Here is a 24,068-nt window from a genome sequence, read left to right on the forward strand (position 1 = left end):
GAAAAAAACGAGAGGTGGGTATACGTACGTGACACCCCTCCGGCTTTCTCAAAAACATATTGAGAAAGCCTGTCTCCCCTCAATGGGAGATTTTTGAATAAGAACCTGCCAGAGTCCAATAGGTCCTGGCAGAGTTCTTCTCTTACAAACCCTATGCTGTCAGCACCGACACTTCGTGAGTACACAGCCAGATCTCAACTAATCCTCAGTCGAGGCCAAAATTTCTGCAATGTGAACCGGTTCCACTCCACTTCGCTGCCGGCTGAGAGCTCCGCCAATATGCATTAAACAAGAATTATCAGCCGCAGAACAAACCTCAGCGCCGGTCTCTTTAACGTGACGAATCTTATCGCCTAACATCGCCATGGATGTATCGGCATTTTTGACTGCAAATGTACCGCCAAAGCCACAACACTCTTCGGCCATCGGCAGCTCTACGAGATCAATCCCCTTCACTTTTCTGAGGAGTTTCAATGGAGCATCACCAATATTTAAAACTCTCAAAGAGTGGCATGTCGGATGATATGTCACTCGATGCGGGTAGTAGGCCCCAACATCTTCAACACCCAATTCCTCAACTAAAAATTGACTCAGTTCAAAAACTTTCGGGACAATTCTTTCAACTTTTTTCATCAACTCTTTGTCTCCGGATCGCTCAGCCACTTTTCCATAAAACTCATGAACCATCCCAACACATGATGCCGATGGTGCCACAATCGCATCTGCATCGGCAAAAACATCCGTAAAGTGCCTCACCAGTGGAATCGCCTCCTCCTGGTAACCGGTGTTATAGTGCATCTGACCACAGCAAGTTTGTTCGAGAGGAAACTCAACTTCATGGCCAAGTCGTTCTAAAAGCCGAACCATCGCCTTTCCAGTCTCCGGGAATAGAGTATCATTAAAGCAGGTTATGAATAGAGAAATTTTCATATATGTCCTAAAGTAGGAGGTATTATCTATGAAGACAATTTAAACCCAAGAATAATTTTTAAGATTAAGATCATCAATTTCATTGATCTTTTTTAAGCCCAACAACTCATTAAAGTCATTGCGATCCCGACCAATGTCTGGATAAGAGATCCTCTTGGTTGAGTCATCAATTTCACTTTGGAATTGCTTCGCTCCGCTGGCAAAAACCGTTCTTTCGTTTAACACCATCGCCGCACCTAAGGCCGAAGCATCCGATAGCTTTGAGGTATAAATCTGTTTATCCGGAAAAAATGTGGCTAAAAGTGAGAGATACAGATCATTCTGGCTAAAGCCTCCTGTAACGATCACTTTTTCCGTATTCATCGATCCCTGAGCGAGCTCAATCGATTTCACCTGTAATGAAACCAAATCCAACATCAATTGGTGATAGGCTTCTTTTGCTGACGAAAAATTACTCACCTGCCAATACCCGGATTGTTTCTGAGGATAGGGTCCCGAATTGTATGACTTTTCAATTAACAATTTTTGTTCCTGCCTTTGGTTGTCTATCAAATCTTTCAATAATTCTAAATCCGGGTTCATCCAGGATCTGTTTACATCTACAGAAAAATGGTTGATAATTTTCTTCTTCTGATGAGAATACTCAGCTCCCAAAAAAAGTCGCGAGGCTTTCACTTGGTTTCCATAAATATCCAAGTAGCAGAGGCAATCTTTTTCTAACTCCTCGTATGTCAACGCTTCTTTATTGAACGGATTTAGGGTGATACTCCATGTACCCGTTGATATCAACATAAATGGCTCGTTTAATCCAATGAGATATGGAGCCAAAGCTGCTGAACTATCGTGAATTCCCGGACCAATACTGATGCCATTGTCCTCAACAACTTTTGTAACGGACTGAGGATTAGGAAGTAAATGTTGAAACTCTTCCTTTCTAACCCAGGGGTGATAATGCATCTCCTCAAAATCCCATAAACCGGTATGACAACCAATGCTGGTCAGTTCTGAAGTTTTCTTTCTTGTAAATAGAAAACCCAGGTAATTTGGCAAGTGAAGTGATGTCTCGATTTCCTCAAAAAGCTCCGGCTTCTGATGCTTCAACCAATAGATCTGTAACCCGGAATTTAGCATCCCCATTGGTGGAGAAGCCGTTTGAATCGAAAATTTCTCTCTGCCACCGACGGTTCTATAAAACTGATTTAACAGTTCCTCCGGAAATTCCTTTAGATAATTATAAAGCGGAGTTACTGCCTCACCATTCTGATTGATATGAACAAAACTGGCACCATACGCGGAAAAATTTAGAGTCTTGACCCGGTAGTTTTCCTGGGCTTTATGGAATTCAGATTTGATCCATAATTCCAGCTGACGGAGATCTTCACATGTATCACCATCATCATCTTCAATCTCTTCTAATTGCGTTTGAGTTTTCTCAATAACAGCGTAATTCTCATCGAACAGAAAGAACTTCTTATTGCTCTTGCCAATATCGAAAATAGCTGTTACTGGTTTTTGTAATGGCATGGTCTAATTTTTTAAATCTCCAATCTTTACTCGTTCCGAAGCTCCGGCTTCGGAATGCCAGTGGGAAGCTCCAGCTTCCACTGATCTTAGACATAAATCTTTATTATGAGTTTAAAGAATAGAAGCATGATCTTCTGAATGTCCGATCCGAAGGAGGACCTTCGGATCGAGTATAAACAGTCGCTTCAATAGAAAAACACTAACAAACCCCTAAATCTCCTCTCAGGAGGGGACTTCTTACTCTCAAAGCCCCGTCGCAATTGTGTCCGACCCCCGTTCGTTAATTAACTCGCTGCGAACATTCAAATCCCTGAATAACCCAATCGGATTAGCTGCAGCACCGGATCGAATTCTAGCCTCACGAAGCAGTGGACGAATATCCGTTTGAAAAGCTTCCTGCAAACATTCCTGTGCGCCTACGGGATCATTGCTTTGCCTGGCTTCAGACAGTTTTTGCCGATCTATCAACAAAGCTTGTGCATATGATTTTTTAATTGCTTCCACAGACTGCAAAAGATCTTCCAATGGATCTTTCACATTGTGACTCGCATCAATCATCCATGAAATATTCTGCTCCAGGTCGTCTTTTCCGCTTGTCCCTTCAACCAGTTCATTAAAAATTAAAAACAGTTGATAAGGTTTGATGGAACCGGTTGTCAGATCATCGTCACCATACTTTGAATCATTAAAATGAAAACCGCCTAACTTCCCTTCCATCAGTAAAATCGATACAATCTGTTCGATATTGGTGTTCGGCAGATGGTGACCTAAATCAACTAATGTTTTAGCTTTTACCCCAAGCTTGTTTGCCAGTAATAATGAGGTTCCCCAATCGGGAATCACCATGGAATAGAAATTTGGTTCGTAGGGCTTGTACTCAATCAAGACTTTCCAGTCATCTGGAAGAGCATTGCAAATCTCTTCGAGGGATTGATAAGTTCGTTCAAGAGCTTTTCTAAAATTTTGCTGACCCGGAAACACAGAACCATCTGCAAGCCAAACTGTCAATGCTTTTGATCCAAGGGCTTCTCCATACTTGATCACTTCAATATTATGATCAATCGCCTGCTTTCTGACCTTTGCATCCGTGTGAGAAAGAGAACCAAATTTGTAGGAGTATTCCTGGTTTGGCTGATCTTGAAATGTGTTGGAATTCACGGCATCAAAAGTAATATTCAAATCTTCAGCCAGCTTATTTATCGCCGCTGCATCTCCGGGGGTATCCCAGGGAATATGAAGTGAAATCGCTCCGCTGGATCTATTCAGAGCATGTATCAAACCCACATCCTCAATCTTTTCCTCAAGATTCCCCGGTTCTCCACCAATGGGAAATCGTCCGAATCGGGTCCCCCCTGCTCCCAACGCCCAGCTCGGAATGGACACTTCGAACGATGCGATTTGGTTGACCAGTACTTCGACGTCGATATTTTGAGATGTCAACTGGTCAGCCAGAAATGAAAATGACTCATTGTGCTCTTTAGACTGCTTCTGATTGTGATCGAGGATTTGTTCTTTCGTTATTCTCATGTGATTAATCCTTTCTTAGACATGGTATTTTTAGTGCTAGCACAATAGTTAGTTTTGATTATTTCATTCTGATCAATCAAATAATGCATTGTCAACAATGAAAAATACCATGTCTTAAAGTATGTCTTTCTTTATTAAAGCTCCTGTTCCTTAATCCAAAATGGTGCTGTGGCGAACCACAAAATCATTCCGATCAGCATAAGTTGCTTGTGAGAATCCAATGAAATATCCTGAATAAATACAAGAACTGATGGAATGATTGTAAGCCCCAACCCGATAACTGATAAAATGATTAATAGAATTTTCATGATCATAAATTTATTAGTTCAAACAACCTGACACCCCGAAACGTCGGGGCTGTCAGCGTTGCGAATATATTGCTTAGAACCCGAACTCTGCGAGGATCACGAAACGCTTCGCAGTGAACTCTCGCAGGTTCTTAATTCATTTACCTCAAAAAGGCCTCTTTCAAACCCCCATCCACGGGTATGATATGCCCGGAAGTATTTTCGAGTTTAGTACTTAGCAACTGAAAAATCGCTTCTGTTTGTTGCTCAAGCGTAATCGGTTTTTTCGTTAAGGTGCGGCTCGCATAAAATTCAGCCAGTTTATCCCGGAGTGATTCTGTGCTTTCTTCATCACTAAACTCAATTCCATACTTAGTGAGAGATGCTTTCACCCTGTCACGCGGAAACATGCTGCTTCCCTCAACGACGGTCGCAGGAGCCACACCATTCACACGGATATTCGGTGCCAGCGAAATTGCCAATTCACGAACCAGGTGATTTGCCGCCGATTTACTTGTATCGTATGCAAAACTTCCGGCTTTTGGAACAACCGCATTGGCACTGGTAGTGATCACCATGCTTCCTTTCAGGTTCTGTGCTTTCCAAATTTTGGATGCCTCATCCGCCACGATAAAATTACCTTTTACATTCACGGAAAAACTTTTATCCCAGGCTGAATCGCTCACATTTCCGGCTTGATCGGGTGTCGGGTAGAGTCCTGCTGTGACTGCAATATTGTCCAGACCACCGTACGCAATCACGATCTCATGCATTGCTTCCTGAACCGACTTACGATCTGTTATATCACATTCTAAGCCAATGATATCACCCGAACCACTGATGCCCGATCCGGCCACACCGATTCCCATTCCGATATCATCTAAAACCTCTTTGGCTGTTCCGTTAGCTGCATCTTCTTTGAGATCTAATGCAATAACAGTTGCCCCTTCATCGATAAGTTTCGGAACTAAATCTTTACCAATTCCACTTCCGGCACCAATCACAGCAATAATTTGTCGTGAGAGTTCAGCTTCGGGTGGCATTCGTTGGAGCTTGGCTTCTTCGAGTGCCCAGTATTCAATATCATAGGCTTCCTGTTTTGAAATAGCTGTGTATTTCGCAACAGATTCCGCTCCTCTCATCACACCAATGGCGGCTGTATAAAACTCGGCCGTTACGCGCGATTCACTTTTGTTTTTGCCCCAAGTGACCATTCCCAGTCCCGGGATCAGAATCACGGTTGGGTTGGGATCACGCATATCCGGCGAATCCTCATCACTGTGATTGTTGTAATAATCCGCATAATCCTCGCGGTATTTTTCCAGGCCGGATGTGATCTCAGATTTCAAATCTTCCAATGAATCTTCCTGCGGATTCCACTCTACATACAACGGTTTGATTTTTGTTCTGAGGAAGTGATCCGGACAGGATGTACCCAATTCAGCCAAATTCGGTGCGTCTTTTGAGTTGATAAATTGCAGTGTTAAATCATCATCCTGAATGGTTCCGATGAATTGATTTTGCTGACTCACCTGACCCCTCAAAAATGGAAGAACTTCAGCTAAAACTGCCCTCCGCTCATCTTTTTTGAGTGATTGATATTTCTCCCCGCCATAAGACTCTTCTCCTTTTTCATGGTTGGAAAGATAATCAGCTGCTTGATTGATCAGCTCGAGACTTAATTCGTAGCACTCTTTATCATCATTCGCCCAGTTGATGAGTCCATGACCTCCCAAAACAATTCCTTTGATTCCGGGATTATTCTCAATTGTTTCCTGGAGTTTGAGTCCCAATTCAAAACCGGGCCGCATCCAATCAACCCAAACGACATCATCGCCATAAATCTCTTTTGTCAACTGCGGACCCTTATTCGCTGTTGCAATTGCAATGACCGGCACAGGATGCGTATGATCCACAAATTTATAAGGAATGAAACTATGGAGCGGCGTATCAATTGATGGTGCACGGGGATTCAAGTTGAAGGTACAGTGCGGGTACATCTCCGTCATGGAATCCTCAGCCGGAGTTTTCAATCCCGTATTTTCTTTGGACTGATAGATATCCTGAAGATTCAGTAACCTTTGTTGATATAAAGAGGCGAAGTTTGGCTTCTTGGCTGTACGAAGATCTCCACCGGAACCTTTCACCCAAACTACTTCCACTTCCTCATCCGTCAGAGGATCCGTTTCTTTCAATTTGCTTGATGTATTTCCACCTCCCGTATTGTTTATGTACGCATCGCTGCCCAATAAATTGGAGCGATACACTAGCCTTTCAAGAAGATCCATATCACTGGCTATCTCATCATCCCACTTGCTTTCGACCGTTCTGAAATAAATTTCCGTTGTGCTTCTACTCATTTCTTTTGATTTCTTTCTTTGATGATTAAAATTCAATTTAAGCAACCTGACACCCCGAAGTGTCGGGGTTCTCAGAGTTGCAATTAACCTTGCCCCGAACTCTGCGAGGATTCCAAAACGCTTCGCTGGAAACTCTCGCAGGTTCTAATTTTAGTCATCGGATGAGTGTATTTGCTGAAATCAACAAATTAATTGGTATCACTCATCCGTTGACTTTTTTAATTCTCATACTGTTTTTAAAACCTCAGTTTTACTAATTCGATTTTGATAATATTTGCTCAATCCGAAGTACAGCAGAATGGCGATAAACCAGCCCGGAAGTCCCAGGAAGAAGATCTCAACTCCCATATAAAAGTTAATAAAGAGACATAAGAGAAGAGTCACAAACCAGGTTAAACCGGCCGACCAATTAAAATCGAGACTGGCCAACTCTGCAATATTGCTCTTCATTCCAATCTTTGGAAAGACCATCACATCCAGGAAAATTACGGCGCCCATTGGCATTAATACCAACCCGTACAGTGCTACAAAATCCAGCAGCAACATCACCAGGGCGGGGAAGCATGCTGCAATGGATGTAACCAATCCGGTAAACAATGTGACTTTCCATCGTTTCCAATTTGGGGTAATTGACTGAAAAGCCAGCCCAGCCCTATAAATTGTTGGATTCGCCGTGGTCCAGCCGGCAATCACTACACAAATGGCGCCGGCAACTCCTGCACTGTTGTATGCAATAATTCCGGGGGCAATAGCTCCGGCAGCGGCTGCCGTCAAAATTCCCGATGCCATCCATGCGATAAAGTGCCCAAAAAACATACCCGTTCCCGAAGAAAAACCCATTTTCCAATTTTTCGCATAGCGCAAAATCGACATATCCGACATTCCAATGTGCATTGCCATATTCGCAAACCAGGCAAAGAACATCACGTGCCAGAATGTAAATTTACTCTGGCCTTCTGCCGGAACTCCGGTCCAAATTCGTTCCTGGGCAACCGGCCAGAAATCAGAAAGAGAATTCACACCCAATTGTGGCAGAACAGCGAGTCCGGCTGCGATAAAAACAAGAATCATCCATGGAAAAGCGATATTGGCGAACCGGGCCACAAAATCGTATCCAAGAATAGCCACAACTGTAATCACCAAACCCACCAGGAAAACAGTTACCACCCACCCGACGCTTGTTGGCAGCCAATCTCCCAACTCCGGCATTGGAATACCAAACGGAAGTCCAACGGCTGTTGCTGAAACTGCGATCATCGATCCCGCCAGAAAACAAAACATGAGGGCATTCACAATATTATAGAGCGTCGATAATTTTGGGCCGCATATTTTTTTGAGTTGTTCGTATAAGGTTAGTTTTGTCTTAACTGCCACAGGAGCACATAAAAAGGCCCAGCTCAAAACGGCCAACACATTTCCGGCAATTAAGCCCCAGATCAAATCAACAGCGGCAACACCATGAGCTACAAACAGAGGTCCGATTACAAACTCTGTACCCGCGGTATGCTCCCCGGCGTACATTCCCAAAAACCCTTTCCAGCCTTTGAGTTTTTTTTCGGGAACCGGTTCTTGTTCATACTCGTCTATGGTATCTAAACGTGCATCTAATTTTTTAAAAAAATTACTCATCGATCCCTATTAAGAGTTATCAACCACTTTTCTTTGTTCAATCATCCTGCGATTCCAATTGAAATGGATTCATTCTGATCACATCCTCATATAATGTCTGCCATGGCACGGTAAATTCATAACTTCCTGAAATAAGTTTATAAAACGCCTCTCCGTTTTCAAAGCCTATGAAATCAACTCCTTCCGACTCGGATGCCGGAGTTCCGTTTTCCATCACGTCTTCTTCAGAAAGAGCCGGGAGATGCAGGGTCGCCGTTGTATTCGCCGGAATTGTAACATTGTAGTGAAGTATACCATTTTGATCATGCCAACCGCTTTCTATTCTTCCGTACATAGAATCATAATATCCGCGGGCATATTTCATAATACCATTCGGGTCCGGGGTGGGTTGCAGGATAATATGCTTGAAACCAGGGGCCTCCGGATCTCTGGAAATGCCCAGTGAATAATTATACATCCAGGCACTCACCGCACCAAATGAATAGTGATTAAATGAGTTCATGCTATTATTCCCGCCAAACCCTTCTTCAAGAGTGTATGAGTTTAACCGTTCCCAGATAGTTGTGGCACCGTTTACAACCGGATATAACCAAGAGGGATAGGTTGTCTGCTGTAGTAACCTGTAAGCCATATCATCATATCCATATTTCGATAGAGCCTCATTAAGAGAGGCTGTACCGATAAAACCGGTCATCAAAGAGTAGCCGGGGCGAACTCTATCTGATGCATCCACATTCTGCCGTCTGACTGCCGTTGCAAGATTTTCCGCAGCATGCGGTTCGTACTCTTCTTTAAAAATATCAAAAGCAAGAGGTACGGCGTAGGATGCCTGAGTATCTACAAACTCGCCTGCTTTTGCACTGCTGCCCGCTCCACCGGGACCAAAACTTGGACTGCCTTCACCTGAATGGATGGTTTTAGTTGTCTCGGGATCAACATAGGTTTCGTTGAAATGTGCTTTTCGTGCTTCATACTGATCCCAAAAATCGGCTGCATCTTCAGGTCGCCCGAGCAACTCTGCCGTTTTGGCCAATATCTCGATATCTCTAATGTGATAGGCAGACCACAGAAGTTTGTTGTCGTTTTTAAAACCTTCCGGGCTCAGCCAATCACCGAGCGGACCCTCCTGCAGAATTCCGGTTTCCGGATCGATCTGGGAATTCAGAAAGTCCACATACTCTTTCATTGCATCATAATGCTCTTCGAGCAATCCCAAATCTCCGTATTGCTGATAGGTCTCCCAGGCAACAATTATACCGGCACTTCCCCACAGAGTCCCACCGAAGCCACCTCCAACCGGTGCTACATCCGGGAATCTCCCTTCCTCATTTTGTAAATCTCGGATCGCCAGCATGTGCCTGTCCATAAATTGGTTAACGTCCGCCAAATAGGTTGCACCTCGTGCAAACACATTAATATCTCCGCCCCAGCCCATACGCTCATTACGCGCGGGTGTATCCGTTGGGATAGAAAGGAAATTCGCCCGCATCGACCAGGTGATGTTTTCCCATAACCTATTCACCAAGTCGTTGGAAGTTTCGTAATTTGAGGCTAACTCATCAACCGAGCTAACGACCAATCCTTTTACATCTTCAAGAGGGATCGGTTTATCAACTCCTGTCACTTCAAGGTATCGATATCCGTGAAAAGTAAATCGTGGTTGATAGACCTCTTCCTCAGCTCCCTTCATGATATACCGGTCCTGCGTCAATGCCGCTCGAATATTCTCCATCATCACCATCCCTACATTTTCGCTGTACTCTTCCAGGTTGGGATACCGTACTTCAGCATACCGCATCATCAATGTATCGCCGGGAGTTGTATTCGAAAGTGTAATATTGGGAAAGCCAACCATATTCTGTCCCATATCATAGACAAAAACATTCGGACGTACTTCTTCGACAGCTTTTGCCGTAAGCGTTTCTACCACACTGGGACTTGTTCCAATCTGAGCAATAATCCGTAGGCTGTCATAGTTGAATGTTTCGGTATCTCCTTCGAATTCTGTAGATGGCCCCATATACGCCGTCCCTTCAAGAGGTATTTCAACCGTCTCCGTCCAGTCCTCATCGTTAAATTCGGGAGTACTCCATCCGGCAATTTCATTTTCGATCCGAGCATCAAACACCTCACCCTGGAAATAGCTGCCGTATAAAATAGGTCCCGCACTGAAATATGACCAGTCGTTGGGATTCGTGGTAATAACATTTTTAGTCCCGTCGGTGTAGGTCACAACCAGCTTGGCAAGCAGAGATTGACGGTCTCCGAAGAAGTTCCAGTTCTCTCCGCTGTAGGTGATGTTCCCGCTCCACCAGCCTTCACTCAGCCAGGCACCGAGAGCATTGTTCCCATTGGAATTCAGCATATCGGTAACATCGTAGGTTTGATACATGTGATGACGATTGTATTGCGTCAGGCCGGGTGTAAAATATCGGTCGCCAACTCTTTCGCCATTCAGATACATCTCATAAATACCCCGTGCAGTGGCATAAAGCCGTGCTTTTTCGATCTGCTTGTTTTCAGTGTTAAATTCTGTCCGAAGCATTGGAGCAGAGTTCCGGGTCGGATCGGCGATGATCTTTGTCCCAGCATTTCCGCCCTGAACTAAGTAGGACTCATCCTCAATAGAAAAACCTGAACCACTTCTATCTGCAAAATTTTCAAATATACCATCGTAGGGGGAGTCGGTAAGCTCCTCCGAAAACATAGCATTGGATGGATAACGGTAATTCAATATTTCTAAATCCGAAAAATGAGCAACCTGATCGGCCTCCGCCCGGAAACCGATCTCAGCCACCATTGGATAGCTAATAAAATTATTACCGGCACCCACAGGGTTGAGATTGACTGATGTATTAGGTCCGCCGAAACCACCCTGCTGTTCCTCTGCATCTTCCGGTGCTGATACGATATTTTCTTCCCGGTCACCATTCACATAAAACGTAATCTCACCAAAATTACTTTCAGCCAGAATTTGGTGTTTTTTATATCTGTTTTCATAGTTGATCAAATTCTGGGGGATATCAAAACTTTCGAGTGGCTCGTCGCGAGAGTCACTGGGTGAATAGCCTACTCTATAGATGTTTAATTTTGCCAAACCATGTTCACTTCCGTCCACGTCAGAAATATCCAGCTCAATTTCTACATATATCTCATCTCTTTCATTGTTAATGCCCATCATGTTCAGAGAACTCTTCATCAAACGCTCTTCATTCGCTCCGAAGATAAATCCGGCCCGGGTACTGTTTGATTCACGATCCAACTGTATGTTATATCGAATTTTATAGACAGAGATATAGTCTGAATAAAAAACCAGGTCCTCATCTGTCCCTCCTATCCATGTAGCCCCATCCCAAGCTGAGAGACCCTGATCCGGATTCATTAAACCCGTTTCAAACAAAGATGAATTTGAAACGGTGTTACCATCCTGATCCCAAACGATGACTTCCCATTCATACCGAGTTGTAGGGTCCAGCGATTCACCGGCATATTTTATATGAACCGAGATATTGCTGTCAACTCGTCCCGAATCCCATACCTCGTCTCCATCTTCATTCGTTACAACAATTCGATAGGCATTTTGAGAATACCCATGACCGCCTTCAGGCGCACTCATCTGCCAGCTAAATCGCGGATGTTCTACATCAATCCCCAGCGGTCTATCCGTGTATTCAGTCTGCAGCTTGGTTAAAGAAAAATGCAAGCCTTGGTTCTCTTGAATCGTTCGCCATTCCGAAGCTAAGCTGATGGATGTAAAACAAAACGCCATCAACATTGAAATCGACACCCTGAGAAATGTCCAGTTAGCTACATTTTCTTTCATGTGCTCGAGATTTGATCTTGCTATAGTAACATTTGCAGCATGCAATTCCCCTATGAAAACTCGAGGCTGCGACTGATTCAAAAAACAATCTTTATGAACATATGTGCAAGAATGAATTTTTGTTCCTGCAATATACAGCTTCGGCTCTAAAGCTCAAATAATTCAAAAAATTTCCAGGCTGATAACGTGTCAGTCAACCTCAACTCAACTTACTGAGCTGCATTAAACTGGATATTTGAAAGAATAAATGTTCCACCTGCGTCTTCCTCCCGTTGACTAACTATATATAAGTCATTCTTACCATTCTCAACTAAGGAGGATAAACTGAATGTTAGATTATAGCCTAAAAATCCTTGTGGGGTTTGAAATTCTCCTCCCGGTTCATAGACAGCTTCGCCGATTTTTTCTCCATCAGGTGAATTTAAGCGTAATTCAAAGCTGATTTTTCCTGATAAAGGTTCTTGCAATCCTGAAATAATTGACACGGATCCTATGTCAGTCAAATCTATATCATTAATGCTGAATGACCCTCTGCCATCAGGTACCATCATCAGGAAATTGCCGTCATAGGTCATCGTTGTGTACTCTTCCAGGTTTGAAGCCTGTTCAAAAGACATGGTATTGTTTCGCAGGTAAATACTGGTACTTCCTGTCAATGGCTTCACATTTCGTCCGCCATTATCCGTGAAACTTGCGGTAAGAATCAACATACCATTTGGAACCGGCTGGCTACCAAGTGTTGGATCAATCGTACCTTCAGCCGGCAGGGATTCGTTACCATCTGTTTCCTCATCGTTTAACGACTGAATCCATTCAACAATCATTTCAGCATCTTCTTCGCTGAGATTAATATGACCGGGCATCACGGTTTCTCCCCAAACCCCGGAACCACCGTTTATAATCTTATTTACGAGATAGGACGTCACGTCAGAAGAGTCCTCGTAGAATTCAGCCACTGCAGTATATGAAGGGCCTATCGATTCCGCATCAATCCCATGACATGCCTGGCAATTCAGGGTTTCAATCATGGTTCTGGCGGTATTTACATTGGCCATCACCTGGTGACCCTGGTCGGCCTGAACCATGTCGCTACCCTCAATATAATCCGCTGATACATAAAGGCCAGTCAGATCCTCTGAGGCTGTTGGATCATCCGGGTCGTTTACGTTCACCGTATATGAAACCGGTGTACCAGGGAAGTAGAATGTACTATTCCCGTTAATTTCTATATCGACTAAAGGAGCAGCATTTCCGGCATAAACGGAAACGGGCTGACCGGTCCCCGTAAGACCATCCGGATCCCGAACCTCTACAGATATGCTATACTCACCAATCTCATCATACGTAACATCGGCTTGAGGTTGGCTGGTCTCTTCTGTTTCCCCGTTACCAAAATCCCAGATATACGTCAATTCAGTGTCTTCAGGATCGGTTGCAGCTGCTGAAACATTTACGGTCAATGGCAATGTGCCTGATGTCTTATCCACAAGAATATCGCCGACAACAGGAGGACGGTTTCCTGCATTAAAATCAACTCTTGAAAGTCCTGCATCTGGATTTTTTGAAAACCATCCGCTGCCATATTCAAGCAAATAAAGCCTGCCATCGGGTCCGATTTCCATGTCAATTAAGGAGTTTAATTCTGTAGAGGGCATAAAGGGTTCTATCTTTGAAAAATCTCCATTCGGCCACATGGTTACTGCTTTTATCCAACCGCGAACCCAATCATAAATAAAAAGTTTTCCGTCGTAATAGTCAGGCATTCTGGTATCTTCAGGATACAGATCCGAATAGAATACCGGACCTGCCATAGCATTTCTGCCACCAGATCCCATATCACCAAATTCTTCCGACGTTCCATATGGATACCAGATAAATGCCGGTTGAGCCGGGGGAAGCTGTTCGACTCCCGTGTTCAGTTCATAATCATTTACGGGATTTACAGGATCAAAAGCCTCGCCTGATTCTCCTGTTGCATAATTAAACCGTACATATGGATAGTTATCCCCCACAAACATCGGCCAGCCAAAATTCCCCGCCTCACGAGCCTGGTTCACTTCATCATAACCCCTTGGCCCTCTCGTTTGAAGGCTGTCATTACTTGCATCCGGCCCCACTTCACCCCAATAGAGATAATTGGTTTTTTGATCCACGGATATTCGATATGGATTTCGATTACCCTGAACATAAATTTCTGGCTTGGTTCCCTCTTGTCCCTCCGGGTAGAGGTTTCCTTCGGGGATGTTATAACTACCATCCTCATTCACACGAATTCGGATGATTTTTCCGCGGAGGTCATTTGGATTACCCGATGTTCTCATAGCGTTATACTGCTCATACCCGGATCGATTGTCAATCGGCGCGTAACCATTCAAAACATACTCACTGTCCTGCTGATTAAATGGTGTGGAGTTATCACCCGTTGAAACGTAAAGCAGCCCGTCGCTGTCAAAGACAATAGAACCACCGGTATGGCAACAGATATCCCGCTGCGAATAAAATTCAAGAACTGTAGTTTCTGTTTCCATGTCGAGCTTTTCTCCATCAAAGACAAACCTGGAAAGTCGATTGACAGAGGTATCTGCCGGACTGTAAAAAACGAAAACGTGATTATTCTCTTCGAAATTGGGATCGGCCTGGATTCCCATCAAGCCTTCTTCAGCATTTACACCTTCTGCATCACTATGGTGATACACATCCAATTCTGCAGCTGTACTCAGTGATGAATCCTGATGATTAAAATATAAAATTTCACCTCGGCGCTGAGCAATCAATACATCCAGGTTCGGTAAGATTGTCATCTCGGTCGGTTCATAAAACTCCCCCTGAACAATTGGAGTTTTGGTAAACCGATTTTCAGCCGGCCGACGCTTAGTTGTAGCTTCATCATAATCCAACAATTCATTTTCCCCGATAGCATATTGTATTCCCGCCAACACATGCTTCAAGAACAGATCTTCGGTAAAAGATTCACTGGTATGGCCGAGCCCGGTGTAAAACACCCGCCCGCCATCATAGTTATGATACCACGCCATCGGATGAAAACCCATATCAGCGCCACCCTGGTAACTGTCTTCATCGAGTGAGAGAAGTACATTCACCTCTTCATTAACATTCTTGTAACTGTACCATTCATCTGTTCGGGTCCAGTCTTCCGGTAAAAATTCTGTGGATGAATGAGTGGCATCTTCCACATGAAGAGTTCCCTCCTGCACATTCGGGTGTGGATCATTAATCCCGGGATGATCCAAGAAATATCCACCGACCATTCGCCCATACCAACCCCAACGGTATTCGGTGTCAGCAGCTGCATGTATTCCCACATATCCGCCGCCCGACTGGATGTATCGTTCAAAATCGGCTTCCTGGTCGTGATCCAAAACATCACCGGTTGTACTCAGGAAAACTACGGCCGAATATTGTTCGAGTGAATCTTCTGTAAACATCGCTGAATTTGTAGTTGTGTCAACTTCAAAACCGTTTTCATCACCAAGCTGTTGAATAGCGCGTATTCCGTCCGGTATCGATTGATGGTAATACCCGGCTGTTTTACTAAATACAAGTACTTTTGGGGAACCAGAACGTTTGTTTGAGCATGCCTGGAAAATAAAAGCAGTAACAACCACCAGGCAAATGGCCTGCACTGAGCGTAAATAAAACTTCATAAATCTATTTATTAATAAATGTATAGCAAATCAGGTAATACAGAGGACAACTTAAAAAAATGACCGCCCTATATTCGTTATTTATACTAATGAATAAAAGCGCTTTTTATTTTTTTACAGAATTTAGAATTAACAAGAGATTAATCAGCAAGATCATTCAATTCATTTTGAATTTTTTTAATTGTGCCTTCATCAATTTTTAACCCTTTGGGCAAAGCAAGACTGGCATATTCCAGATTATAACCCATCACCTGGCTGAGCCATGGTGATTGCATTAAGTCTGGTAACTCTTTATTCAGAATATCTCTGGATTGCTGATTTGCAATGAGTTTGGCCAGAGAATCATCAGCATGAACAGAATAGGATTCACCGAATTCAATTGTTGAGAAGTCACTATCTATCTGATTCAAAACCTCTGAGGTTAGTTGATCCGGGTAGGTTTCTGCAAGATCTGTAAGCGATGCATTTCCGAACTGGTTCCACGCAACACTTTCAATCATTGCAGGAATATAATTTTCAAGGATCGAACGGGTTTGATCGTTTTCAAGTAAATCAGCGACAGGTGTCGACAGATTCATTTCGGAGGCTAATCCGGAAGCAAGCTTTCCGGCCGGATATGAAAACAGGTAATGCCCCGATCCTACCTTAACTTCCACACCCTCTTCTCTCTGAGAAATATTTATGACACCTTTAGGTCCATCTCTTAAATTTTCACCATTTTCAGTTACCTGTTCTTCCATAGCTTCGGGTAAAAATACAGTTGCAGTGGTATTTTCCGGAATTTCAACAGAAATAGTAAATGTCTCCCGATCCAAGTTCCATGATGTTTCTATTTTTCCATAAGATGAATTGAGAACCCCCCGGGAATGTTCCAACTTCCCACCTATCACCGGGTGGATGGAGATCTCTTTGTAACCCGGTGCTTTTTGATCAATTCCAGCTACAGATTTATAGAGCCATTCACCAATTGCCCCATAAGCGTAATGGTTGAACGAGTTCATCCCCGGATTTTGGAAGGTACTGTCAGGTTTCATTCCATCCCATCTTTCCCAAATTGTGGTGGCCCCTTTGGTCACCGGATAAAGCCAAGAGGGATACTCTTTTCGAAGCATTAACTCGTAAGCTTCTTCTGAATACCCAAACTGTGTTAAAATGGGGTTAAGGTGAGGAGTCCCTAAAAAACCTGTTGTCAAATGACCGCGTTCATTTACTCTGGAAATAAGATATTCAGCTGCTTTAGATTCCATTTCGTCACTTAAAAGATCGAACTGAAGCGCCAGAAGGTAAGCTGTCTGAGTATTTGACATGATTCTGCCGCTTGGGGTTAAATATTCATGTTGGAATGCATCTTTAATATTCTCAAACAGATCTTCATAGTCTTCAGCGTCGGAATCTTTCCCAAGGACCCGTGCCGAACGTGCCAGTAAATCGGTAGAATGTCCGAAAAATGCGGTTGAGATCAACGCTTTATCCGTATATGCACCGGGATAGTCAGATGCGGTGCTGTTGAATGAGAGCCAATCCCCAAATGTAAAGTTGTTATCCCAAAGATACGTGGTGCTGTCCATGGCTGAACGCTCCTTCATGAAGTCGACCCACCCTTTCATACTCTCATATTGAGTTTCCAGGATTTGTTTATCCCCGTAGGCCTGGTAAAGAGTCCACGGAACTACCACACTGGCATCCCCCCACCCGGATGAACCTACTGCTTGTTCGCCAAGCACATTCGGAACCACGTATGGAACACTACCGCTTTCATTCTGATCAGCCTCAACATCCCGAAGCCATTTCGTTAAAAAACCGGATGCATCCATATTAAAACATGCTGTTGATGCAAAAACCTGGATATCACCGGTCCAACCCAAACGTTCATCCCGTTGTGGACAATCAGTTGGAATGTCAAGGAAATTACCTTTCTGACCCCATACTATATTGTGCTGAAGTTGATTCAGTAAATCATTTGACGTCTGAAAGTGACCTGTTGGATCCATATCCGAATGTAATACCACTCCTGTCAAATCATCCAATGTTAGCTCACCGGGATAGCCCTCCACTTTCACATATCGGAATCCCTGAAACGTGAATGAGGGCTCCCATACCTCAACTCCCTCCCCTTTCATGATATAAGTATTCAGTTGTTCAGCTGCCCGGATATTTGCCATATAAAAATTCCCCTCTTTATCGAGTACTTCTGCGTGTTCAAGTGTAATTTCTGTTCCGCGAGGTCCTTCTGCTGAAAGTTGAACCCAACCGACCATGTTTTGTCCAAAATCTACAACAGTGTCTCCTTCTGGAGTTTGTAAGATCTGTTTTGGTCTGATGGTCTGAATTTTTCGAACCGGTGGGCCTTCAGGTGCAATCAAATGGTCTTTGGAATGATTAGCGACTGTCACCACCGACCAATCACTTTCATCATAACCGGACTCTGACCAACCACGATTTTCAAGCCGGGCATCATATGTCTCACCATTGTAGATATCCGACGCCAGTATAGCACCGGTAGATGAAGTCCAGCTTTTATCGGTACCGATCGTTTCTGTTGAACCGTCTTTATACGTCACTTCAATTTGCGCCAGAACACCCAATGTGGATCCGTAATGATTACGGGCATCTCCCCATACCAGGTATCCGCTGTACCATCCATCCCCGAGTGTAACACCGACTGCGTTATCTCCGGTTTCCAGAAAATCGGTAATATCGTAGGTTTGGTACTGCAGCCGGTTGTTATAGCTTGTCCATCCAGGTGTAAAAAACCGGTCCCCCACTCTTTTACCGTTAATCTCCATCTCGTACACACCATGGCTCGTTACATACACCCGGGCAGAAGCAACCTCCCTGTCAATTTTAAACTCATTTCGAAACATTGGACTGGGAGACGAAACTGTAGAATCTTGCTCAAAACCGGCTTCGATCCATCTTGCCTGCCAATCATTTTCATTCAAGAGGCCCATCTCCCAAAATGCCGGTTCACTCCATCCAGACCGGTTGCCATGATTATCCCAAACCCGGTTTCTCCAGTAATATCTTTCGCGAGATTCCAGTTTAGGCCCCTCATAACGAACGTGTAAGGATTGATCAGAATTAACTACACCCGTATCCCAAACAACCTCAGAAAAATCAGAACTTTTGGATACCTGTACCTGGTAAGCTCTTTGAATTGTATTTCTCTGATCACTTTCAATTTTCCAAGAAAGGCGCGGATTGGAATCATCAATCCCAACCGGATTTGTAAAATATTCTACCTCCAGATCATAAACACTTAAATCAGATCCATTTTGAGCCAATACAAGTTGTAATGGATAAAAAAGAATGACGATAATGAGAAAACGATTGATGAATTTGACAGAAATTTCTCTTAAGGACATGCTGGTGGAATTGTGTGAAAGGTTAGAGGCTCAAAATATATTTTTGAACATTTGTTCATTATTGTAAATTTGACTTATTCAATTTTAAGAATGGATCAATGAAAATCAATAAGATTTATTTTTAAAGATAATCTCCGGCAGAATTTTAATCCTTATACAGTGACTTATGCCCCGACCCAAAGATCCTATTAACCTTCGATTGCTTAGCAAAATCAGTTCTATGTATTATGAGCAGGATTTTAATCAACAGGAGATCGCTGATCGTTTACACCTATCCAGGCCCAAAGTATCCAGAATGTTGGACCAAGCTCGAAAACAGGGAATTGTACAGATCTCCATAGTCACTCCTAATGGTAACTTCGTTGAACTTGAGCATGCACTGGAGAAAAAGTTTGGAATGAAAGAGGTGATTTTAGTGGAATCGGATGAAGGAATGTCTGCCAGTATGATTAAGCGCCAGATTGGATCGGCGGCGGCGAATTACCTGGTACGAACCGCTCATGAAGGAGATGTAATCGGTGTAACATGGGGAACCACTTTGCAAGCGATGGCGGACTCTTTACAACCCACACCCATTGACGATCTCCACATCGTACAAGCACTGGGTGGGGTTGGGCCGCCCGAGGCCAAAGCTCACGCAGCGGATATATCCAGGCGTCTTTCACAGTTGATGCAAGCCAAATTAACTTTACTTCCTGCACCCGGAATTGTTGGAAGTGTAGAGGCGAAAGATGTCCTCATGGCGGATGGCAGCGTCAAAAATGCTCTTGAACTCATTTCGAAAATGAATACACTGTTTGTCGGAATCGGGGCGCTGGAAACGAATCCTGTATTACATAAAGACAATGAAGAGATTCCTGATAAACTGCGACGTGAAATTTTTGAATCCAAAGCCATTGGTGATATTGCCCTTCGCTTTTTTGATTCCAACGGAAAAGAAGTTGATACTACTCTGAAGGATTTAGTGATCGGCGTTTCACCGGAAGAGATGATGCAGATCGACACAGTTGTGGGAATCGCCGGCGGGGTTGAGAAAGCTGAAGTGATTCACGGAGCACTCACCGGGAAAAACATCAATGTATTGATTTCCGATAGTATGACTGCAGAAAAAATTCTGGAGGTGGAGTAGAAACTTCAGTTTCGGCTGGCGATTGCAGTTTTCACCTGCCAAATCCACGTGGCTGGCAATCCCCTCCTGTACTGAGCTTTGTATAATAATTCCTCTCAAGAGGGGATTTTCTACAACCCTGCCTTTTCTTTTTGTTCAATGACAACGGTTTCAATGGCTCTCAATACATTGTCTATATCGTGGTAGATTTCTTCGTCCCTGAAACGCAAGAGCCGAATTCCCAGTTCACATAACCGTTTCTCTTTTTCCAGATCTTTTTCTGATGTTTTGTCCAGAAAATGAGTATATCCATCAAGCTCAATAGCCAGGTAAAGTTCGCAACAGAAAAAATCGACAATAAACTGATAGACCGGCCGCTGGCGGTGGAAATCGAATCCATGCATCTGTTTTCCCTTCAGATAAGCCCACAGCTTAACTTCACTCAGAGTGCTGTTGTTGCGAAGCTGCCTGGCTTTTTTCTTTAATGCCGGATTTTATGGGATGATGGGGCGTTTCATACTACTTGTATGAACCGTAAATACCAAATTCCTTACAATTTTTTAGAAAAAAAATGTAACAATCCCCTCTCGAGAGGGGACAGACCGAATCACGTTCAGGGATTCGTTCAGGGGTGTGTTGAGGGACGTTGATACGGCGGGATGGCGGGATTGGCAGCCGGAGCCTTCGAACACACCCCTGCTTTGGCAAATCCGGCTGCGCCGTTTTGCCTCCACCGGTCCCCTCTCAAGAGGGGATTTTCCACTATTCGCCTGTCACTTCAAACTCATAGGTGCCCGAATTCAAATCGAGCACTACAAAACCATCTGCCTCTCTCCCACTGAAAATTTCTGTACTGTTATCAACAATTTGTCCATCTTCCCAAAAAGCCTCCCCACCTTCTGAAATCTCAACGTCATCCCAGTCTCTTTTTGGAATACTGACCTTACCGGTTGTATTCGGCGGTAGCGTAACATTCAGAATGAGGCCATCATCCGTCTTCTCCCACCTTGATGAAACGGTTCCCCGAACCGTTTCAATTGTTGCCTCTGCCCAGTCCACATCATCAGGAATGTATGGTTTGATGTGGATTTCTTTATATCCAACTGCAGTGCCTTCATTTGTCGGAGCCTGAATTCCTGCCAGGTATTTATAAAGGTATTCGTTAACCGTTCCAAACATTTGATGATTGTGGGAACTCTCTGCGTTCCAGGATTCCCAAAGCGTGGTGGCTCCGTTTTCTATCCAATACCCCCAACTTGGGAAAGTTGTTTTAGTTACAATGTTATGCAGCAAATCTTCTCTGCCCTCTTCCGGGAGAACATTCACCAGGTGTTTGGTTCCCAGTATCCCGGTTCCGAGATGACCGTCGCTCGTCACCTCAATATCATGAAGCAAGTTATCTAAAACGGCCTCACGGTGTTCCTCAGGTACCAGGTCTCCATTTAATGCAAAAAGTAAGTAACCCTGGTACGGTTCTTCAGTTCCATAAAGATTTGAATCCTCAAGAAAGAATTTTTCATTGAAAGCTTTTTTGATGGAATCAGAGAGAGATAAATAACTTCGGCGATCATCCTCTTTTCCTAATATTCCTGCTATATCCGCAAACGTCAGGGTATTTAAATACCAATAATAGGTGTTAGTAAGAGGGTTGACGGGCCCTGTACGATCCCGAACCGGTGCTTCCCATTCGCCAAGGGAATCCCAGTAACCGCCAAATTCATTGATGATATATTCTTCATCAGGATTCTCATCAAATTCACCCGCCAGGTTTTCGAGATACGTCATATATTTCTTCATATTGGGGTAATGCTCCTCAAGAAGCCGAGTGTCTTCGTAGTACTGATACATCCACAGGGGAATTAAAATGTAGGCACTTCCCCAGGCGATTCCGCCGCCTACTCCGCCCAGCATTAATGGCGAAGTATTTGGAATACGGCCGTTATCATACTGCGAATCCTTCATATCTTTCAGCCATTTTTCATAAAGCGCATGCATATCAAAGTCGTGCATAGAGGTTTCAGCGATGACCTGACCGTCTCCATTATAACCCCCTTTCTCCCGATGCGGGCAATCCTCGGGATAGCCATGCAGATTTCCCCGTTGTGACCAAATCGCCGCTTCACAAATTTGATTCAACAATGAGTTAGATGAACTGAATGAGCTGGTTCGTTTCAGGTCTGAATGTACAACCCGCCCGTCTATTTCCAGTGATTCGATCGCCTCTGGATCATCCACCTGAACTTCGATATATCGAAACCCGGAATAGAAAAATCGCGGCTCATAAGTTTCAATGCCATCTCCATTCAATATATAAGTCGTCCAGACATTTGCATGATATTGATGTTTGGTGCTGAGACTGTTGCCTTCCTCAAGTGGCTTAGGGAAAAGTTCATTGTTCAGCGTTTCCGCTCCCCGAATTTTAATTTCCGTTCCACCCTCACCTTCAACCTGTAATCTCCACCAACCGGCAATATTTTGCTCCAGATCGTACAAATATTTTCCGGGTTCAGGATTTGTTTGCGTAACCGGTTCGATGGTTTCTATCACACGAATCGGCGGCATCACTTGCGAGTCCATGATGACAGCAACATCTTCAACTATCTCAACAGAATTCCAATCTGAATCATCAAATCCAACGGAGTTCCAGCCTTCCTGTTCAAGCCGGGCATCATAATCTTCCCCGCCGTACACATTATTGTAGATGATTGGACTTAAACTCGACTTCCATGATTCATCGCTGCCTACGATCTCTTCCGAACCATCTGCATATTGAATGTGAAGCTGCATAATTCCCATTGGCGTTCCATATTGGTTGTTCATCCCATACCAGGTCCATCGGCCCTCTTCGGCTTTTAACCGAAAGGCACCGTTTCCAAGCCAGAATCCGGCTGCGTTATTTCCCTCTTGAAGTTGACCGGATACATCATAGGTTTCATAGAGAATCCGATCTCTGAAATCCGTCATGCCCGGGTCGAGAAAATGATCTCCCACTTTCTCACCATTCAGATAGAATTCGTAGTAACCCACACCGGTTACAAATACGGTAGCAGATTCGATCTCTTTTTCAATTGTAAATTCATTTCGTAACAGCGGCGATGAAATAGTGGTATCAGGCGTGGTGATCCACTTAGCTTGCCAATCATCCGGATTCAATAATCCCATATGAAAACGGTGAGTTTCACTCCAATCTGCCTCTTCTTCATCTTGATCCCAAACCCTTACTTTCCAGTAATATTTGTTGCCACTTTCTAATGGGGCTCCATCATATTCAACATGAACAGTATTTGAGCTTGAGACTTTCCCTGTATCAAACAGATCACCCTCCTCATTTTCAAGATTTTCGGGGTTTCCGGATACGATTATTCGATATGCAGTTTGAGAAGCCCCTCTTGTATTATCATCATAAATCCAGGAGAAACGGGGATTTTCTTCATCCAGCCCATAAGGATTTGTGAGGTATTCGACTTTTAGATCTCGAACATTTGAGAGGTTGTCATTCTCTGAGCAGCTTGTTTGTAATAAACTGATCAAAAGAGATATTATGATGAGACTTAAAACAGATTTATTCATTAGAGTGACGATAGTTTTAATTAACTGCTGAGGGTACACTGAGTAGCGCTGAGAAAAGTTTAAAAAAATATTTTTTTAAAGTGGCTATTTACACCTCTCTCAGTATCTCTGCGTTGCTCAGCAATCACAGCGGTTCTATTTTAATCGCAAAGATTCGCTGAGGCTTTGAAATTTATTGAACAAATCTTACCAAACTTTGCGGTTTATAAAATTTTTTAGTTTCAAGCCTCCATTACACTTTAAAAGAGAGTGCCGAAAATCTTTTCTACTATGAATAAAA

The 24,068-nt window shown here is 43.7% G+C and carries 11 protein-coding genes and 1 pseudogene; 1 reads left to right on the forward strand and 11 read right to left on the reverse strand.

Annotated elements, in window-relative coordinates:
• Window positions 1-198 precede the first annotated feature (198 nt).
• From L6773_RS14220 to L6773_RS14260, 9 genes are all read right to left on the reverse strand, one after another.
• Window positions 199-930 (reverse strand): (Fe-S)-binding protein, encoded by a 732-nt coding sequence (locus L6773_RS14220; protein ID WP_237855105.1) that lies wholly within the window; start codon window positions 928-930, stop codon window positions 199-201.
• 39 nt (window positions 931-969) lie between these two features.
• Window positions 970-2,454, reverse strand: coding sequence for an FGGY-family carbohydrate kinase (locus L6773_RS14225; RefSeq protein WP_237855106.1), 1,485 nt, complete (start codon window positions 2,452-2,454; stop codon window positions 970-972).
• Window positions 2,455-2,697: 243 nt separating this feature from the next.
• A complete protein-coding gene (locus L6773_RS14230; RefSeq protein ID WP_237855107.1) occupies window positions 2,698-3,981 on the reverse strand; it encodes a sugar isomerase in 1,284 nt (427 codons plus the stop codon).
• A gap of 134 nt (window positions 3,982-4,115) precedes the next feature.
• Entirely contained in the window at window positions 4,116-4,289 is a 174-nt protein-coding gene (locus L6773_RS14235) for a hypothetical protein (RefSeq protein ID WP_237855108.1), read from the reverse strand.
• Window positions 4,290-4,429: 140 nt separating this feature from the next.
• Window positions 4,430-6,628, reverse strand: coding sequence for a bifunctional rhamnulose-1-phosphate aldolase/short-chain dehydrogenase (locus L6773_RS14240; protein WP_237855109.1), 2,199 nt, complete (start codon window positions 6,626-6,628; stop codon window positions 4,430-4,432).
• Between the two features lie 225 nt (window positions 6,629-6,853).
• The gene (locus tag L6773_RS14245) at window positions 6,854-8,257 is read right to left on the reverse strand and encodes a purine-cytosine permease family protein (RefSeq protein ID WP_237855110.1); all 1,404 of its coding nucleotides are present in this window, start codon (window positions 8,255-8,257) and stop codon (window positions 6,854-6,856) included.
• 37 nt (window positions 8,258-8,294) lie between these two features.
• Window positions 8,295-12,080, reverse strand: coding sequence for a family 78 glycoside hydrolase catalytic domain (locus L6773_RS14250; protein ID WP_237855111.1), 3,786 nt, complete (start codon window positions 12,078-12,080; stop codon window positions 8,295-8,297).
• A gap of 209 nt (window positions 12,081-12,289) precedes the next feature.
• A complete protein-coding gene (locus tag L6773_RS14255; RefSeq protein ID WP_237855112.1) occupies window positions 12,290-15,745 on the reverse strand; it encodes a ThuA domain-containing protein in 3,456 nt (1,151 codons plus the stop codon).
• Between the two features lie 140 nt (window positions 15,746-15,885).
• Complete coding sequence (locus L6773_RS14260; RefSeq protein WP_237855113.1) at window positions 15,886-19,110, reverse strand: alpha-L-rhamnosidase; 3,225 nt, start codon at window positions 19,108-19,110, stop codon at window positions 15,886-15,888.
• A gap of 166 nt (window positions 19,111-19,276) precedes the next feature.
• Between L6773_RS14260 and L6773_RS14265 the strand changes: the two genes are divergently transcribed.
• Entirely contained in the window at window positions 19,277-20,239 is a 963-nt protein-coding gene (locus L6773_RS14265) for a sugar-binding transcriptional regulator (protein WP_237855114.1), read from the forward strand.
• Window positions 20,240-20,349: 110 nt separating this feature from the next.
• Here the strand turns inward: L6773_RS14265 and L6773_RS14270 are convergent.
• Window positions 20,350-20,691, reverse strand: a pseudogene (locus L6773_RS14270) (endonuclease domain-containing protein); the annotation flags it as partial.
• A gap of 289 nt (window positions 20,692-20,980) precedes the next feature.
• Window positions 20,981-23,788, reverse strand: coding sequence for a family 78 glycoside hydrolase catalytic domain (locus L6773_RS14275; protein ID WP_237855115.1), 2,808 nt, complete (start codon window positions 23,786-23,788; stop codon window positions 20,981-20,983).
• Between the last annotated feature and the right edge of the window lie 280 nt (window positions 23,789-24,068).

The organism is Rhodohalobacter sulfatireducens (genome assembly GCF_022012475.1).
In the GTDB taxonomy this organism is placed as follows: Bacteria; Bacteroidota; Rhodothermia; order Balneolales; family Balneolaceae; genus Rhodohalobacter; species Rhodohalobacter sulfatireducens.